We start from the raw sequence: 17,889 nt of genomic DNA on the forward strand, positions 1-17,889 counted from the left end.
AATTCAAATTATTTTAAACTTTCTTTCTAAAACCCAATCTCAACACTTCGCGCTAAGTTGCTGTTTTATCAGAAGTTTTAATCTTCATCACCGCCGATGGATGTGCATTCTACAGCATTTTAGTGGGCTTGCAACACCTTTTTTAAATGAGTTGAATTGTGTGTTTATTTTATAAACCAACAATTTCATAAATATATGTTTTATATAATTAAATTTTTTTAATAAAAATGTTGATTATTTTCTTTCGAAATACCTATAAATTATAAGTTATTGTTTTTAATTAAATTAACTAAATCTAAAAGACAAAAAGCAGGACAATCGCCCTGCTTTTTGTATTAAAACCATTCAAATTAGAATTTGAAACTCATTCGCGCCCAATAATTTCGGCCAATATTATTGAATTGCTCATCGGCGGCAAAACCAAAGCCAGCACTGCCTGCCTTGTTTAAATGTTCGCTATAGGTTTTATCAAACACATTATCTACACCTACAGACAAATCCACACCATCACGAACATGATAGGTGCCATTCAAGGATAAGGTGGCAAAACCGCTGCTTTCAGCCAGGTCATAACCCACAATATTGCCCTGATCTTTACTGATGCGGTTTTGACGATCGACCATTCGCCATAATGCACCCAAGGTATATTTATCCTGAATATAACGAAGATTTACCCGCCCTTCCAAAGGGGCAATTTGCGGTAAGGCTTTATCGTCAGTGGTATTTTTACCCCATGCATACATCGCGCTGACATCGGCTTGCAGATGATCGGTAAATTGATAACCTACTCCTGCTTCAGCACCAGCAATCGTGGCATCGACATTTTTAGCACCCGCTGTTTTACCATGGCTCATCATTCCAGGCATGCTATGCATGTGATAACTCATCAACACATAATCATTGATTAATCCTGCATAGGCAGAAACCCAGGAATTGAGTGCGCCATGTTCATGTTGATAGCCTAAATCCAGCTGCAAAGTTTTTTCGGTATCGATCCCATTAAATGAGTTCACGGTTCCGGGATTGCCATGCGCAGTACTGAACAGCTCCCAATAATCCGGCATACGTTCGACATAACCTACGCCGATATAGGTTTTAGCATCATGCTCTGGATGCTGGTTTTCCAAACGGATAAATGCGCTTGGCAATGTTTTATCTAACTCTCGGTTATAGCCTTTGTCTACAGATTCAGAACGTAAATCCTTGACATTGACCTGATCTACACGAACACCACCCACCCATTTATTTTGATCACTCAACTGATAACTGAGCTCCCCAAAAGCACCATAGGAACGGAATTTCATATCTTTACTACGCGCTTGATCTTGATAGGGTTTCATTAAACTGCCGCTGCGCTTGGAGTGTTCGTTATTTTGACTATCAATACCGCTAATCAACTGCAATTTATCCCATTGATGAGTTACAGCCAGACGTGCATTCAAGGTTTCTCGCGCTACATTGGAGGCCATCGGCATATTCATCATGCCGTCAGGTTTAAATTCACGTAAGCTAAAGTTATCCATGACATGATCATTAAAGCTATAGTTCACTTGTGCTTCGATTTTCTTGATCACATCGGTGACATTTTTCTTTTCTACACGAAGTCCCAGACTTTCACGAGCAAATTGCGAACCATCCATTGAGCGGCCAGCATACACTGCTTCACCATCCGCCTTGCCACCAGTCAGCTCCACCCAGGTGTTTTCATCCGGTGTCCAACCCAATGCCACATCTGCATTCCAGCGTTCCCAATCTGAAGGAACAGTATTACCATTACCATCTTTATAGCTATCGGAAACAGAGCGATTGGCATTCAGGCGCACATATTTCTGCTCATCACCAACGGCTGCTTCTACATTATGATCCAGCCGACCATATGAACCTGCCAGTACACTCGCCTGCCCCCGATAAGGCTTATCTTGACTCAACTTTTCAGCTTCACGCTCAAAGATCACCGTCGCAGCCGAACCGGTATTGGCATATTGCACCGTTTGTGGTCCTTTAATCACCGAAATACGGTCATAGCTTTCCGGTGAAATATAAGAGGTTGGCGCATCCATACGGTTTGGACAGGCACCCAGATTTTCTGTGCCATCTGCTAAAATTTTAATCCGCGAACCGAACATGCCACGGAAAGTCACATCGCCATTGGTGCCGCCATTTTTGATCGAACTGAATCCCATAATGCTTTGCAGATAATCTGCACCATCACTGGCCGGAATAGGCTGGATGGGCTGTTTAGGGTCTGCATGCACAATCAAACCATTGGCATCATTGCCTTGATGGGCCGTTACCACAATCGGGGCTAACGTTTGAACGGTGCTCGTTTGTTGCTCGGCAAACACAGTCGCGGAATAACTGGCAACACAAATCGCAGCCGCAAGAGGCTGTAAAAAGAATTTAGGCTGAGCCATTTTTTCAATCTCACTAATACATAAATAATGAGCTGCGGTAAAGCAGCGCAAGGCTAGAGTCAGTCAAGACCCGGAAAATACCTTTTGATTTATGCAAATAGTGGTGGGGCTCGCCCTTGGGGCAGAAGAAAGAGTCGCTGCAAAACAAACCAGACATGACTAAAGGTCTTCTGGAATGCAATTAAGCGAACCTGAATACGATCTAAAACTTCTTTGACTTCTAATTCAGGGGGCAAAACCAAATTACCGTAGACAGTACAGTACTGACATTGATGATTGGCATCATGATCATGCCCTGCATGTTGTTCATACTCTTGAGCGTCTTGATGGATCTGATGCTGAGAATGTTCAGAAGTAGAAGTTTGATGAATAGAAGTAGAATCGAGTAATAATGCACGCGTAATGGTTTCACAGACCGGAGCAACCTGATATTGCTTCGGTAGCAAAGGCTGTAAAAATACAGCAATCTGTAAAAATACGGCTATACAAGATAGCAGTAGACCACTACGTAAAAGCACAGGCAAATCCAAAAATTTGTCGGATGCAAGTATAACAAAGCCCAATTTGAATTGGGCTTTTTTTTAAACTATTTAGTCCAGGAATTTTATGGATTAGCGCTTCACTGCAACTTTTTCTTTTTGGCGCTGACGCACCACTTTTTCCACTTTTTCACGTGCACGTTGACGTTTTAAAGGCGATAAATAATCGACAAATAATTTACCATTTAAGTGATCCATTTCATGTTGAATACAAACAGCGAGAAGTTCGTCTGCTTCCAGCTCAAATGATTGACCTTCAAGGTTAATTGCCTCAATTTTTACACGTGACGGGCGCTCAACTTTGTCGTATATTTGAGGCACTGACAGACAGCCTTCTTCATAAGGCTGAGTTTCTTCAGTTAATGGAGTAACTTTGGGGTTAATAAATACCATGGGTTGATCTTTCTTTTCAGATAAATCCATGACAATCAGCTGAATGTGATGATCTACCTGTGTAGCAGCCAAACCAATACCTGGGGCTTCATACATGGTTTCAAACATATCGGCTGCGAGCTGACGAATTTCATCAGTGACTTCTTCGACTGGTTTAGCAATGGTACGAAGACGGGGATCCGGGAAACTTAAAATAGGTAATAAGGCCATACGGTGTCCTCACTTATGCCATTGATCAAAAAACAAAATGAAGGAATGCTTCATCAAAAAAATGTGTGTAATATCGTTATTATAACGCAACTACATACATAATTTTAGGAATTATGATAATGAAAAAGGTTTTGAAGGGCATGCCAACTTTTAGTGCCTTGGGGTTTAAAAAACAATTATTGGCACTTGCCGTATGTGTAAGTGTCGGGGCCGGGATGGTAAGCGTTGCTGAAGCCGCACCTGCCCGTAATATCAATCCACCTGCATTAAAAGCCGGAGCACCACAAGTTTATGTGGTGAAAAAAGGCGATACTTTATGGGATATTTCCAAAAGATTTTTGAAAAATCCGGTACGTTGGCCTGAAATCTGGGCCAGCAATAAACATGTGAAAAATCCACACTGGATTTTCCCGGGCGACCGCCTGCTCATGTGTACCTATAATGGCAAACCGATTATCGGAAAAGATGAAGGTGATGGCTGTGAAGGGATTATTCGTCGTTATACCGGGGGTACCAAGTTACAACCTCAGGTTCGGGTTGAATCATTAAACAATGCCATTCCTGTCATTCCACTGGAATACATCAAGCAATGGTTAGAACGCAGCACCATTGTGGCACCTGAATCGGTTGCAGGCACACCTTACATTTTAGGTACTGCGGACCAACGTGTTCTTGCTGCTCAAGGTCAAACCGTATACGCGCGCGGCAATGGTCTGGAAGTGGGTCAACGCTATGCTGTTTACCGTGAAGGTGAACCGTACATGTTTACCGATGCCAAAGGCAAAAAATACAATGCCGGTCTTGAATTGATTCAGGTTGCATCTGGTGTTGCCATCCGTGGTGAAAATGACATCACCACCCTGGAACTAACAGATACGTATAATTCTGAAGTTCGTCGTGGCGACCGTGTATTGCCTGAATACGATCCAATGCTTCCAACCTTGTTCTACCCAACCAATGCTGAAGATGTGGTTGCGGGTGGCCAAGTAGTTCGCGTGATGGGATCAATTGGCACTGCTGCAAAACACAGTGTGGTGACCATTGACCGTGGTAGCGTACAAGGCATTCAAGCAGGACAAGTCTTGACGGTTAATCAGAAAGGCGAAATAGTCACTGATCCAAAAACCAAAGAACGCGTTCAGCTTCCTGGTCAGCGCATTGGTAATATCATGGTATTCAAAAGCTTTGATAACCTAAGTTATGCTTATGTACTGGATAGTGAATTACCAATTAAAGTGGGTGCTGGCGTTCAGCCGCCACTGATGGATGAATAACTTTTAAATCTAACAGTAGAAATGAGGCTGAGATTCAGCCTCATTTTAGTTTTATCTAATAAAAAGAAGACATATTTAAAGGTCTCGTTATGCTCAACTCATTAAGCCCCTTGCAGCTGGATTACATTCGCGTATGGTTTCTGGTCCAACACTCGCTGACCAGCTTTTATAAAATTCATCAACACTATACCCATCTGGCCGAGGCAACACAGCCTGATCAAATTGAAACCTGGCAAAAGCTTGGCATTCACAAAAATCATATTCAACGGCTGCGAAATTTTCATCTTACTGAATCACAGCGGCAATTTCAGCATTGTATTGATCTGATTCAAAAACAGAGTGATTTTGTGCTGTTGCAGGAGGACGCACACTACCCGCAGCAACTGCTGCCCTATGCCGATAAACCACCAATTCTGTTTGGTCAAGGCGATGCTCTAGCCCTGTTGCAACCGCAAATTGCCATTGTCGGTAGCCGCAAGCCAAGTAGTCATGGACGACAAGTGGCCTATGACTTTGCTTATTATCTCAGTGAAAAAGGCTTTTATATCAGCAGTGGCCTGGCACAAGGCATTGATGAAGCAGCCCACCAAGGCGCTTTGCAGCACAATCGGACCATTGCCGTGATGGGTACAGGTCTAGACCAAACCTATCCGAACAGACATCAGCAATTGCGACAACAGATTATTGCTCAGGCTGGTACGGTAATCACCGAGTTCTTGCCCGGGACTCCTCCTTTACAGCAGCATTTTCCACGGCGCAACCGCATTGTCAGTGCCTTAAGCCTCGGCGTCATTATTGCAGAAGCTGCACTGAAAAGTGGTTCTTTAATCACGGCGAAATGGGCGGCTGAACAAGGCAAATTGATCTTTGCCATTCCAGGACATATTTATAGCGAGCACCATCAAGGCTGCCATCAACTGATTCGTGAAGGTGCCATTTTAATTGATCATCCTGATCAGGTGATTGAAGATCTGGCACTGCCAACTCAATGGCATACTCAACAGCACAGCAACCAGGCTAGCCAACTCCACTATCCAGATACTCAACCCGAGCTCCCGGCGCATTTAAGCGTTTTGTACAATCAGCTGGACTGGGTCGGACAACATCTGGATGAGCTGGTCATTCAGCAGCAGTCAGACGTTGCTACCCTGACCAGCCAATTGATGGAACTGGAATTACTTGGCTTATGTACCCAGCAAGCGGGCTTGTATCTACGTTGTCGTCCAGGCAAATAAGGTTCACAATAGCCCTTTAACAAATATGAAGGGAAAGATCTGATGATTACCACCTCTGTTGCCGAAGCTGCTCAATGTCTAAAGCAGGGACAGGTTTTAGCATATCCTACAGAGGCAGTTTGGGGCTTAGGCTGTGATCCTTTTAACGAACAAGCGTTCTTGGAAATTTTACGTTTAAAGCAACGTCCCATTGAAAAAGGGGTGATTTTACTGGCAGCACAAATTGCACAGGTAGAACATCTGTTAGAACCATTAACTGCGGAAATGCGTCAAAAGGTGATTGATTCCTGGAGTCATCGCTCTCCCACTGAACGCGCAACCACCTGGTTATTACCCGCAGGTAATCATATTCCTGCATGGATCAAAGGCAACCATCCCAAAGTAGCGGTACGGGTTACGACCCACCCCTTATGCGTTGCGCTATGCAATGCCTTTAACGGTTTTATTGTCTCGACCAGTGCCAATCCTGCTGGCGGAAATCCTGCCCGTTCCCTTCAGGAAGCTAGCCAATATTTTTCCAGTCAGGTGAATTATTTAAATGGCGATTTGGGGCTGAGTAAAGAACCGAGCCGTATTATGGATGCTGAAACAGGTGAAGTGATCCGCGCTTAATGCGGGTCATTTTGATAGAATACGGGCTGAATACTATTTTCAGGCAAAAAAAAGCTCAACCATATAGGGACGGTTGAGCATAAAAAGGATGTGTATAAATCACATCCAGAGGGTCTGTAAATCTGGTTGCGAAAGTTTAATATTGTTAAGAATAACTTAAACATTCACGATATAAATATTATGTAATAACTGATTTCTTTATACAAATATATTATTTATCTTAAAAGACAGTTAAAACCTATCAACAGTTATCATTTTTTGATTAATAATTTAAATTATCTCACTATTTTTTAATTATCTTTTAGCTAAACATCCATTTTAAATACTTATTAAAACCATCATTCAGACTTTATTTCCATAAAAATTAATTGTAAAAATCAATTCGTTTGTCTATTTTTTAATCTGTTGTTTTTACGTTTATGCATTTAATTTTGCAGTTGTGACGGGTAGATCTTTCTTTTGAGCCAATAAAATACCCAATAAAATGACCAGACCACCGATGCTGTGATACATGGTCCATGCTTCACCTAACCACAGATTGGCAATAATGGCCGTACAGACCGGCATTAAATTCATAAAAATACTGGTGCGATTCGGTCCGATCATCTGTACCGCCAGCATCCAGACCAATGGTGCAATCAAAGATGGGAAAATACCAGCATACAGCATACTGCTTAAATTGTGCCGATCAATTGCATCCAGCCCCAAGTATAAAACGAAGGGCAAATGGTAAAGCAGGGCAAAAATAATCTGAACATAAAGACTGATCAGCAAGGGAATCTGGAGTTGCCATTTTTTCAGGAAAACGCCATAAAATGCATAAAAAAATACCGCCAACACCATCATGACATCACCCAGATGTCCACCTGATTGCACCAGCTGGGCGAAATTTCCCTGCGCCATGACATAGAGCAAACCGGCAAGAGACAAGATGCTGCCTACGACGGCAAAACGGTTGGGAATGTCCTTGAGCATGACCATGGATACAAAGATGGTAAATACCGGAATAAAGGCGTTGATAATGCCCATATTGGTGGCCGTCGTATAATGCGCGGCGCTATAGCCTAACCCTTGATACAGCACCATACCAAAAGCACCAAGAACGGCGAGTTGCTTCCAGTGTGTCAAAACCAGCTGACGTTCACGCCAGACCTTGCCCAGCATAAACGGGGTTAAGACGATAAAAGCCACCAGCCAGCGATAGAAACTGATGCTAACCGGAGAAATATAGTCCGCCACATAACGGGTTACAGTAATGTTCATCGACCAGATTAAAACTGCAACTAATGGCAAAACAAATGCCCACCAGACTGTTTTGTGTTGCTGTGTCATGCCCTGTACCCTGCTTGAATGTTCAGTTTTTATTTTTACTGAAGTCTGAAATAATTATAATAGCGAATTTCAGACATTAATACTGCGCTCAGAACACTAAAGCATTGGGTTGTGACGATTGAAATGACACCCAATATCTTTCAGACATGAATATACGCATACATAAAAATCAAGGACATTCACATGCTCCAGCAGATTCAAAATTATATAGAAGTGGATGATTTCTTTTATCAGAAAGATGAAATTATTGCGCCACACAGTTCATTATGGGGTGATTTCAATTTTAGTTTGAATGGTATTTTGGAATATGAAATTGAAGGACAAATTTATCTGTCACCACCCAATTATGGTCTGTGGCTCCCCCCACAAACAGCACATACCTCTATCGCACTAGATGAACAAATCACCCACTATATCTGTATTCGAGTACATCCTTGCTTATGTCAGCATTTTGCACCTTGTACGAAAACCTTAAGTATTCGCCCCTTTCTTCGGCATTTGGTGCATGAAATCCTAGAGCAAAAACAGCAGGATATAACCACACGACATTATCAGCATTTATTACTGGTACTGATGGATCAACTAAAAACTGCAGCGGCATATGATCACTATTTACCGCAAACCAACCATGTTTTGCTTAAACCGCTATTACAGCAATTGGCCAATCCAGAGCTATTTCACAAGAGTCTGCAGCAACTTCTCAGCGGCTCGCCTATGAGCGAACGACATTTACTGCGCTTGAGCCAGCAAGAGTTACAATTGAGCTTATCCGAATGGCGCAATCGGGCTAAAATTTTATATGCGATTGCTCAAATTCGCCAAGGCAAGACCGTGAAAAAATTGGCCTATGAGCTGGGTTATCAGCATAGTTCCAGCTTTATTGAGTTTTTTAAACGCTATACCGAACAAACACCTGCTCAACTGCGTGATATCTAATACTTACATGAACTTAAATAACCTGCTTTGCAATTTGCAGCAGCTTAACAACAAAAATGCCCTAGTCAGGGGTTAAAGTCCTATGCCATTTTGATGACAGCACTCTATTAAAGGGAGTCTCTAGAAGATATTTCTTAACTTTTTAATGTTTTTAAATAGTTAGATCTGATGTTGTCATTGGATCTATAAGGATGCGATATGAAAACACCATTACTGGCTTCACTCTGTGTTGCTACTCTGGCATTAACGGCCTGTGATAAAAAACCAAATGAAGCACCCGCATCGTCAGCAGCTACCAGCGCTTCCCCTACGAGTACACAACCTGCAACCGCAGCGCTGAGTACAAACAATATCAAAGATATTAAAAATGATTTAATTGAAATCCAAACGCTCTCCCAAAATCGTTCCAAAGAGGCTTTAGACTTGCAAAATAAAGCCAATCAGGCTGCGCAAAAAAATGATAAAGCCGCACTAAATACGATCATTGCAGAAATGAAAACCTATATTGCGAACTTTAACCAGGATCTGGATGCTTTAGCTCTGAAAAGTACTGAGCTAGACAAAGTACGGGAAAAAATTAAAGAATCCAATAATCTGGGTATAGAACTTTCTGAAGAAAGTATTGCCGAAAAACCGGATATGAAAAAAATTGCTGAACTGCGAGACCAGGCAACGCAATTGCAAAAAGAACTGGTCGCCGACATGCAGGCTCTGGAAAACAAAGTCAAAACCGCACAATAATGCATTGCATGATAAAAACAGGTCGATTGGCCTGTTTTTATTTACCCTGCATGAAAGATTACCATCCAGATCTCAATAAAGACTTGTCGATCGACACAATAAGCTTTAAAACAAAGCAGTCATTCAAATTCAAATATTCAAGGACTTTCTCATGAGCCAATCTGTTTATGATATTCCGGTCAAGACCATTGCCGGACAGGACATCACCTTAAATCAATATGCAGGCAAAGTATTGCTGTTGGTGAATGTCGCCTCTAAATGCGGTTTAACCCCGCAATATGAAGGCTTAGAAAAACTGTATAAAGAAAAGAAAGACCAAGGACTGGAAATTTTAGGTTTTCCTGCCAATAATTTCCTGGCTCAGGAACCGGGTTCTGATGCAGAAATCCAGGAATTTTGTTCTTTGAATTATCAGGTGGATTTTCCGCTATTTTCTAAAATTTCCGTAGCAGGTGAAGATAAGCATCCACTTTATCAAACCCTGACTCAGGCCATTCCTGAACGTATTGGCGAAGGACCTTGGTGGAAAGATCTGGTCGATTATGGCCTGACTCCAAATGAGCAGCCTGAAGTGTTATGGAATTTTGAAAAATTCCTGATCAATAAAAAAGGTGAAGTGGTAGCCCGCTTTGCCCCGGACATCACAGCCGATGATCCGCGTATTGTTGATGCAATTAATGCTGAACTTGCCAAATAAAAGCAGGATCTGAACCGGCCGACTTCAGCCTGTTTCATTCAGGCTGAAGTCGGCTTTATTGTTCTATCAATCACTTTATTTTTCAAAAACCTGTCCAAATATGATGTCTGTTAAACATGGTTCAGAGCCGAACAAACATCAGGCTATTTCTATCCCCCGGTTTTTATCATCATATCGGTGAAATAACCTGCCGCATGAATGAGATGCCGGTCAAAATCATCACCAAACAAAACACGCTACTTACGGATAATTAAAGCCGATTGTCCTACTACTTTGAAAATTCCTGAGCAGCAAAAAAAGAGAAATCGGCACTCGTGTCATCCAGAAATTAGCAGATTCAAATCAAGGAAGGAATTCAGAGAGTTCCATGCCATTAATGCTTCAGAGCAGGCGGCAAATTACATTTATACAATAGATTATTCACGTTTTCTCTTTAACTTAGAGGTGAAATAAAAATATTGGCTGACAGCTATTTTAAGCGTAGGTAAACCCATGAAAAAACTAGTACACGCTGGACTCTTTGCTTTAACCACTGCCGTGCTCGCAGCACCTGCAGCAATCGCTGCGCCACCTGCTCATGCCCATGAAAATAACAGCCACACCCAAAATATGCATTCGGGTAACACACATGGCCAGCAGCACGCTGAACAGCGTCATCATGAAGTCGTACAAGACCGGGTTTTAAAACCATCCCGCGACTGGAAAGCCGGTCAGGCCTTGCCTTCACATTATTATGGTAAAGGCTACGAAATTGATCATAAGCGTTATAAAAATTTGAGCAAACCGGCCAAAAATCAGCGCTGGATTCGCGTTAATGGGGACTATGTACTGATTAATACGCTCAATCACAGTATTGTGAAAATTATGAAAGATTGATTTTAGTGAGCTTTGTAAATCTAAAGAGCGCTGCAGCGCTCTTTTTTCATAACTCAATCCTTGATATTCAAAATATTTGTTATCACTTTGCAACAATCTGTTTTTTCTCCACATTCTACCCTTATATTGAAGAATATTGATTGAAGCTGAAATGAAAGAGATATGAAAAAATTCATCCAAAATGTGGTTTCTCCTTTTGTGATGTTTAGTGCGGGCCTTTTGCTGATTGGTTGTGAACAATCCAATACTCCGGATTCAACAGAAAATGAAACATCCAGCGAAGCCTCCGACCAGGTCTCTACCCAATCAGCTACAGAACCCGCAGCTAAAACCGAACTGAAAAGTGGCAACATGTTTTATATCGTTCGCGATGTTGCCGATATGCAGCTTAAAGCGGGTGATTACGTTGAACAGTTGAAGCAAACTCAGACTGATTTAGAAACTGCTATCAATGATAAAGATCAACAGCAGCTGCAAGCCACTGCCAAAGATCTGCAACAACAACTGACGGGATTTAATCAGGCGCTGACCAGTCTGAACCTGAAAAGTCAGGAAATTGATTCCATTCGTCAAAATTTGATGCAAGCCAATCAGCAAGTTCTGGCTACCCCATTTTTAAATGGCGAAGTGAATTTGACTCAGGTCGATTTCAAGAAAATTGAACAGCAGATGGGCAATATTCAGCTGGAAATGATCAAACTGGCAGGAATGATGATTCCTGAAGGTCAGAAGGATGCCAGTGAAAGTGAAACCAATCAGGAAAGCTGATTACTTGATAAATAAAGGCTAATTCTATAAATAAAAACCAATTCAGTCCGGCTGAATTGGTCTGTTTAAATGAATATAAAGCATTGAAGATTAGAGTTTCATATCAATCACGATACGGCCGTCAATTTTGCCCTGCTCCATGCGGTCAAAAATATCGTTAATATTCTCAAGCGGTTCAACATGAATATGCGCCTTCACCTTACCGCGTGCTGCAATATCAAGCGCTTCTTTCAAGTCCAGACGCGTTCCGACAATGGAACCACGCACAGTAATTCCTTCCAGCACCATATTAAAAATCGACAAATCAAATGTGCCTGGTGGCAACCCGTTTAACACCATGGTGCCGCCACGGCGAACAATCGCCACCGCCTGTTCAAATGCCTTCGGTGATACTGCTGTTACCAAGACACCATGACAGCCTTCTCCTGTAGCTTTCATGACCTCTTCTTTGACATCGACTTTCAGGGCATTAATGCCCACATCAGCACCCAAGTTTTTAGCTAATTCCAGTTTAGAATCATCTACATCAATCGCTACCACATTAAACCCCATGGTCTTGGCATATTGAATAGCCACATGACCTAGACCACCAATCCCGGAAATGGCCACCCAATCCCCGGTTTTAGCTTCAGTCATTTTCAAGCCTTTATAGACGGTCACTCCAGCACACAGAATCGGTGCGATTTCCAGCAGATCGACACCTTCAGGAATCACCCCGACGTAATCACCATCGGCCAGGCAATATTCAGCAAAACTGCCATTCACTGAATAACCTGAATTTTGCTGTTTCTTGCATAGGGTTTCCCAGCCGGCATAACAATGATCGCAATGACCACATGCTGAATACAACCATGGTACACCGACAATATCACCAACCTTTAAATGCTCTATACCCTCTCCCACCTCGATGACTTCACCTACGCCTTCATGTCCTGGAATAAAAGGTAAAGTCGGTTTCACCGGCCAATCCCCATGCATGGCATGCAGATCGGTATGACAAACGCCTGTTGCTATGATTTTCACCAGGACTTTACCCGGACTGATTTTTGGAATTTCAACTTCTTGAATTTGCAGCGGTTGGTTAAATGCCGTCACCACAGCAGCTTTCATTGTATTTGCCATTTTTGTATTCTCCATATTACACATACCGAGAAAACTCTTTTTTGAGGAGCCTCAGCTCCACTATATCCAACAATAAATCATCAAAATGAGTGGATTTGTATGAAATTTGATCGCTTTAGATGTGCTTGCCGTTCAACGATACAATGGTTGCTGGCTTTGAAATGATTGCTTCTTATTTTGAAACCGATTTGAGAAATCTCTGGTAAGGCTATAAATAACAGCAAAGCAAGGTTAATCCTTACGGATTCATGGATCTTACTGTACACGCCACTGTTTAAAAGCAGCCTGCATGGCTTGTTTTTCTTTGGATGAGGCTAAACGGCTTTCCATGATGGAAAAATCACCTTTATAAGCTGCAGCAACTATGGATTTTGCCAGATCTTGAATACTCACTCGACCTTGCTGTTTATAAGTTTGGATTTCATCTTGAGTTAATACCAGGTCCCAGCAGGACACGACGGAACTCATATCTACAGCAATGCTGAGATAATAATGATCAAAGTCTTGGTAAAGTTCCCAAAAGTGCGGTTCGTGTTCGATAAGGTTCATAAGAGAAAATTTGTGAATGAAATGAATTTAACTTAGTACAGGAGATGAATAAAATATATGCAACTTTAGATGCTATTTCTGCACTGCTGAAATGAAATAAAAAATATGAGCAATCTAAAAAATTAGAGATATAAGCTGGAAGTAAGATCAGATGAAATCTTTAAGTGGAAAATTATGAACACTGCTCTGTTTTCTATTTTTCCTTATATACAATTGATATTTTTTATAAAAAACGTTAGCCACTTCTCATTTTTCATATAATATGTACAAATAGCAAACACAGAAAAATATTTTATAACATGAAAAAAATTATTCTTGTGGTGGTCTGTTTGGCAATCATGGCATATGGCATGTTGCATTTCATCATGCCTGAAAAAACTACCCCACGCTTAAATCAATTTTTTTCTCACCCCATAAAAGATGTTCAACTGATTCAGGACTGGCTCAAACACAATCAACAACAGCAGTTGTTATTGGTTGATGTCATCCAGCCAGTTAGCCCAAAACAAACCGGTCCTTATGTTGAATACATCAAACAACGAATTGAATTTAATCAACAAAATATCCAGCGCCTTAAGCTCAGTCACTACGAAAGCACAGCATTTAAAGAAATTCAACAGCTTGAAATTCATACCTTGCAACAATGGAATAATGTCCATCAAAACAATATTGTTGATGCTTTTGAACAGCAACAACGTTTTCTAGATCTGCCAGTGGCAGATTTGGAACAATTCGATACTGAAGCACGTTACGCGCTCCAGCAACAAGAAATGAGCGTATTGCAACAGCTACAACAGTTGATCCAGCAAGACAGCGATTATGTTGCAGATATTGACCACAGCCTACTTGGTGACTGGCTTGACTACCATTTGATGCAACATGAGATTCACCCGATCATTGCCGGATGGCAAAGTTCTTCCCCCACTGCCCCACGTGATCGTTTAGAAGCGTTGCAAGATTTGCAACTGTATAAACGTTTTCATCCAGATACGGATGAATATAAATACATCATGGCTCTTTCTACTCAGCTTTGGCATGTTGAATATCCCGCTTCATCCAATCTGGTCACGGCAAGCCCTCGACCTATTTCATATGCTGATCAATCTGGAGAAGAGATTATCGTTCCGGAAGATATACCCAAAGCTGAAAAATTAAAGCAACTGATTAAGATACAAGATGACAAGGTAAGTTATCTGCTATTAGGTCAGCTCAGAGAGGCTTTCTTTAAAGAAAAATAGAATTCAATCTAGAAAATTCACTCCGCTTTTTAAGCATGAATCATCTCCTAGGAAAAGTAGGAAAAATTGAAAGGCGATAGTATAAAGTCAATTTTTAAAAACCTATTTTTAAGAACCAAATGTTTTGAGCATTCTATCTTCAAATAAAAAACCACCCTTTCGGGTGGTTTTTCAATCTCCAACTGCGTCTTATTGAGCGCGGTTTTTGATTTTGCGGATGGTTTCCAGCTGAGCAGCAGTTTCTGCAAGAGCAGCCAAAGCAGCAGCAGAGTCCAAGTCGCTCTTTTGATTTGCTAGCAATTGTTCAGCTTGTTTACGAGCTTCAATAATTGCTGCTTCATCAAGGTTGTCAGCACGTACTGCAGTGTCTGCAAGTACAGTAACAACGTGCGGTTGAACTTCAAGTACACCACCAGATACATAGATTAACTCTTCTGTACCATTTTCAAGCAGAACGCGGATTGCGCCCGGCTTGAGTAAAGTTACTAGCGGAGCATGGCCAGGCATAATACCCAACTCACCGCCAGCACCTTTAGCAATTAGCATAGTTACAGTGCCTGAGTACAAAGACTCTTTAACACTTACAACGTCACATTGCATAGTCGCCATGAGAATCTCCTAAATTAGGTAGCTAATTAAAGTTTCTCGGCTTTAGCAATAACTTCGTCAATACCACCAACCATGTAGAACGCTTGTTCTGGGATGTGATCGTATTCACCAGCTAGAAGACCTTTAAAGCCACGAATAGTTTCTTTAAGCGGTACAAGTTTACCAGGAGCACCAGTAAACACTTCAGCTACGTGGAACGGTTGAGAGAAGAAACGTTGGATTTTACGCGCACGGTAAACAGTCAACTTATCTTCTTCTGCAAGCTCGTCCATACCCAAGATCGCGATGATGTCTTTAAGCTCTTTATAACGTTGCAATACGTTCTGTACAGAACGTGCAATTTCATAATGCTCAGCACCAACAACTAATGGGTCTAACTGACGTGAAGTAGAGTCAAGTGGATCGATCGCTGGGTAAATACCAGAAGATGCGATGTCACGGCTCAATACTACAGTTGCGTCCAAGTGGGCGAATGTAGTTGCAGGCGATGGATCTGTTAAGTCATCGGCAGGTACATATACCGCTTGGATAGATGTAATCGAACCAGACTTAGTAGATGTAATACGTTCTTGAAGAACACCCATCTCTTCTGCAAGAGTCGGTTGGTAACCTACTGCAGATGGCATACGACCTAGAAGTGCTGATACTTCAGTACCTGCTAGTGTATAACGGTAGATGTTGTCTACGAACAATAGAACGTCACGGCCTTTACCGTTTTCGTCTTTCTCGTCACGGAAGTACTCAGCCATAGTAAGACCAGTCAACGCTACGCGTAAACGGTTACCTGGTGGCTCGTTCATCTGACCGTAAACCATCGCTACTTTGTCAAGTACGTTAGAGTCTTTCATCTCGTGATAGAAGTCGTTACCTTCACGAGTACGCTCACCAACACCAGCAAACACAGATAAACCTGAGTGAGCTTTAGCGATGTTGTTGATCAACTCCATCATGTTTACAGTTTTACCAACACCGGCACCACCGAACAGACCAACTTTACCACCTTTAGCGAACGGGCAAAGTAAGTCAATTACTTTAATACCAGTTTCTAAAAGGTCAGTAGAAGCTGCTTGTTCAGCATAAGAAGGTGCTTGACGGTGAATCGGCAAACGTTCTTCAGTGGCAACTGGACCAGCTTCGTCGATAGGGCGACCAAGAACGTCCATGATACGACCTAAACATGCAGTACCTACAGGTACAGAGATAGGCGCGCCAGTGTTAGTTACGTTCAAACCACGCTTAAGGCCTTCAGTAGAACCCATTGCAATAGTACGAACTACGCCATCACCAAGTTGTTGCTGAACTTCTAATGTAGTTTCAGTGCCATCAACGTGGAGAGCGTCATAGATCTTAGGAACGCTGTTACGTTCAAACTCGACGTCGATAACCGCGCCGATGATCTGAATGATACGACCGCTACTCATTGCTGTCTCCTCAATTCAAACTAATAATGTTAAACGGCAGCGGCACCACCAACGATCTCAGAAATTTCCTGAGTAATCGCGGCTTGACGCAGCTTGTTATAAATAAGTTGTAGGCTCTTGATCAGCTCACCCGCGTTATCCGTTGCAGCTTTCATTGCAACCATACGTGCAGACTGTTCACACGCGATGTTTTCAATCACGCCTTGATAAACCATAGACTCGATGTAACGAACCAATAAACCATTTAAAAGCTCTTCAGCTTCTGGTTCATAGATATAGTCCCAACCGTATTGACGGTTCAGACCTTCGCTTTCTTCAGCTGCTGCTAAAGGAACGAGCTGTTCGATCTTTTGGTTTTGAGTCATGGCATTGACAAAGCCGTTTGACACTAGATAAATACGATCTAACTCGCCTTTATCGTAAGCGTCCAACATCACCTGTACAGAACCAGTTAACTGTTCAAGACTTGGCGCATCACCTACGTTTGTAGTTGCACCAAGCACTTTACCGCCGTAGTTTTTAAAAAACGAAACCGCTTTTTGACCAATTAAAGCAAATTGAACTTCAATTGACTGCTCTTGTTGCTGTTGGACGTGTTTAACCACTTTCTTGAACAAGTTAATGTTCAAACCACCAGCAAGGCCGCGATCTGATGACACAATGATATAGCCAACGCGCTTAACCGGGCGTTCAACCATATAACGGTGTTTGTATTCAGGATTCGCTTGGACCAAGTGAGCAATTACACGGTGCATATTTTCGGCATACGGACGGCCTTGAGCCATGCGCTCTTGCGCACGACGCATCTTAGAAGCTGCTACCATCTGCATCGCGCGAGTAATTTTCTGCGTGCTTTTGATACTAGCTACTTTGGCGCGAATTTCTTTTAAATTTGCCATACGCTTAACCTAGTATTCGAAGGC

General features: G+C 42.1%; 18 protein-coding genes. 9 read left to right on the forward strand and 9 right to left on the reverse strand.

The window, feature by feature from the left end; genetic code table 11:
• Window positions 1-350 precede the first annotated feature (350 nt).
• The 3 genes from ACE01R_RS08110 to def form a co-directional block, all read right to left on the reverse strand.
• Window positions 351-2,414, reverse strand: coding sequence for a TonB-dependent copper receptor (locus ACE01R_RS08110; protein ID WP_395550313.1), 2,064 nt, complete (start codon window positions 2,412-2,414; stop codon window positions 351-353).
• An 89-nt stretch (window positions 2,415-2,503) separates the two neighbouring features.
• Window positions 2,504-2,932: a DUF2946 family protein gene (locus tag ACE01R_RS08115; protein ID WP_395550314.1), complete on the reverse strand. Its 429-nt coding sequence runs from the start codon at window positions 2,930-2,932 to the stop codon at window positions 2,504-2,506.
• Window positions 2,933-3,025: 93 nt separating this feature from the next.
• Complete coding sequence (gene def, locus ACE01R_RS08120) at window positions 3,026-3,556, reverse strand: peptide deformylase (RefSeq protein WP_395550315.1); 531 nt, start codon at window positions 3,554-3,556, stop codon at window positions 3,026-3,028.
• Between the two features lie 119 nt (window positions 3,557-3,675).
• Between def and ACE01R_RS08125 the strand changes: the two genes are divergently transcribed.
• The 3 genes from ACE01R_RS08125 to ACE01R_RS08135 all read left to right on the forward strand — a co-directional run bounded on the left by ACE01R_RS08125 (window position 3,676) and on the right by ACE01R_RS08135 (window position 6,677).
• Window positions 3,676-4,830 (forward strand): LysM peptidoglycan-binding domain-containing protein, encoded by a 1,155-nt coding sequence (locus ACE01R_RS08125; protein ID WP_395550316.1) that lies wholly within the window; start codon window positions 3,676-3,678, stop codon window positions 4,828-4,830.
• Window positions 4,831-4,919: 89 nt separating this feature from the next.
• The gene (gene dprA, locus ACE01R_RS08130; protein WP_395550317.1) at window positions 4,920-6,065 is read left to right on the forward strand and encodes a DNA-processing protein DprA; all 1,146 of its coding nucleotides are present in this window, start codon (window positions 4,920-4,922) and stop codon (window positions 6,063-6,065) included.
• 42 nt (window positions 6,066-6,107) lie between these two features.
• Window positions 6,108-6,677, forward strand: a complete 570-nt coding sequence (locus ACE01R_RS08135) for an L-threonylcarbamoyladenylate synthase (protein ID WP_395550318.1) — start codon at window positions 6,108-6,110, stop codon at window positions 6,675-6,677.
• Between the two features lie 417 nt (window positions 6,678-7,094).
• Here the strand turns inward: ACE01R_RS08135 and ACE01R_RS08140 are convergent, their stop codons facing one another.
• Window positions 7,095-8,009 (reverse strand): DMT family transporter, encoded by a 915-nt coding sequence (locus ACE01R_RS08140; RefSeq protein ID WP_395550319.1) that lies wholly within the window; start codon window positions 8,007-8,009, stop codon window positions 7,095-7,097.
• Window positions 8,010-8,192: 183 nt separating this feature from the next.
• On the opposite strand from ACE01R_RS08140, the gene ACE01R_RS08145 reads away from it, so the two are divergent.
• The 5 genes from ACE01R_RS08145 (at window position 8,193) to ACE01R_RS08165 (ending at window position 12,027) form a co-directional block, all read left to right on the forward strand.
• Window positions 8,193-8,945, forward strand: coding sequence for an AraC family transcriptional regulator (locus tag ACE01R_RS08145; protein ID WP_395550320.1), 753 nt, complete (start codon window positions 8,193-8,195; stop codon window positions 8,943-8,945).
• A gap of 198 nt (window positions 8,946-9,143) precedes the next feature.
• A complete protein-coding gene (locus tag ACE01R_RS08150; protein WP_395550321.1) occupies window positions 9,144-9,686 on the forward strand; it encodes a hypothetical protein in 543 nt (180 codons plus the stop codon).
• Between the two features lie 151 nt (window positions 9,687-9,837).
• A complete protein-coding gene (locus ACE01R_RS08155; RefSeq protein WP_395550322.1) occupies window positions 9,838-10,383 on the forward strand; it encodes a glutathione peroxidase in 546 nt (181 codons plus the stop codon).
• A gap of 492 nt (window positions 10,384-10,875) precedes the next feature.
• Complete coding sequence (locus ACE01R_RS08160) at window positions 10,876-11,259, forward strand: RcnB family protein (RefSeq protein WP_395550323.1); 384 nt, start codon at window positions 10,876-10,878, stop codon at window positions 11,257-11,259.
• Between the two features lie 162 nt (window positions 11,260-11,421).
• On the forward strand, window positions 11,422-12,027 hold the full coding sequence (locus tag ACE01R_RS08165) for a hypothetical protein (RefSeq protein WP_395550324.1): 606 nt from the start codon (window positions 11,422-11,424) through the stop codon (window positions 12,025-12,027).
• 90 nt (window positions 12,028-12,117) lie between these two features.
• Here the strand turns inward: ACE01R_RS08165 and adhP are convergent, their stop codons facing one another.
• Together adhP and ACE01R_RS08175 are read right to left on the reverse strand one after the other, a co-directional pair.
• On the reverse strand, window positions 12,118-13,149 hold the full coding sequence (gene adhP / locus ACE01R_RS08170; protein WP_395550325.1) for an alcohol dehydrogenase AdhP: 1,032 nt from the start codon (window positions 13,147-13,149) through the stop codon (window positions 12,118-12,120).
• Between the two features lie 255 nt (window positions 13,150-13,404).
• A complete protein-coding gene (locus ACE01R_RS08175; RefSeq protein ID WP_395550326.1) occupies window positions 13,405-13,698 on the reverse strand; it encodes a hypothetical protein in 294 nt (97 codons plus the stop codon).
• A 299-nt stretch (window positions 13,699-13,997) separates the two neighbouring features.
• Between ACE01R_RS08175 and ACE01R_RS08180 the strand changes: the two genes are divergently transcribed.
• Window positions 13,998-14,936 (forward strand): hypothetical protein, encoded by a 939-nt coding sequence (locus ACE01R_RS08180; RefSeq protein ID WP_395550327.1) that lies wholly within the window; start codon window positions 13,998-14,000, stop codon window positions 14,934-14,936.
• Window positions 14,937-15,125: 189 nt separating this feature from the next.
• Here ACE01R_RS08180 and ACE01R_RS08185 read toward each other — a convergent pair whose 3' ends face one another.
• From ACE01R_RS08185 to atpG, 3 genes are read right to left on the reverse strand one after another with little or no spacing between them, the layout of a single operon-like run.
• Complete coding sequence (locus ACE01R_RS08185) at window positions 15,126-15,545, reverse strand: F0F1 ATP synthase subunit epsilon (protein WP_086196636.1); 420 nt, start codon at window positions 15,543-15,545, stop codon at window positions 15,126-15,128.
• Window positions 15,546-15,571: 26 nt separating this feature from the next.
• Entirely contained in the window at window positions 15,572-16,966 is a 1,395-nt protein-coding gene (gene atpD, locus ACE01R_RS08190) for a F0F1 ATP synthase subunit beta (RefSeq protein WP_086196637.1), read from the reverse strand.
• A gap of 29 nt (window positions 16,967-16,995) precedes the next feature.
• Window positions 16,996-17,865: a F0F1 ATP synthase subunit gamma gene (gene atpG, locus ACE01R_RS08195; RefSeq protein ID WP_086196638.1), complete on the reverse strand. Its 870-nt coding sequence runs from the start codon at window positions 17,863-17,865 to the stop codon at window positions 16,996-16,998.
• Window positions 17,866-17,889: the final 24 nt, after the last annotated feature.

The sequence above is a fragment of the Acinetobacter sp. BSP-28 genome (assembly GCF_044130285.1).
Lineage (GTDB): Bacteria > Pseudomonadota > Gammaproteobacteria > Pseudomonadales > Moraxellaceae > Acinetobacter.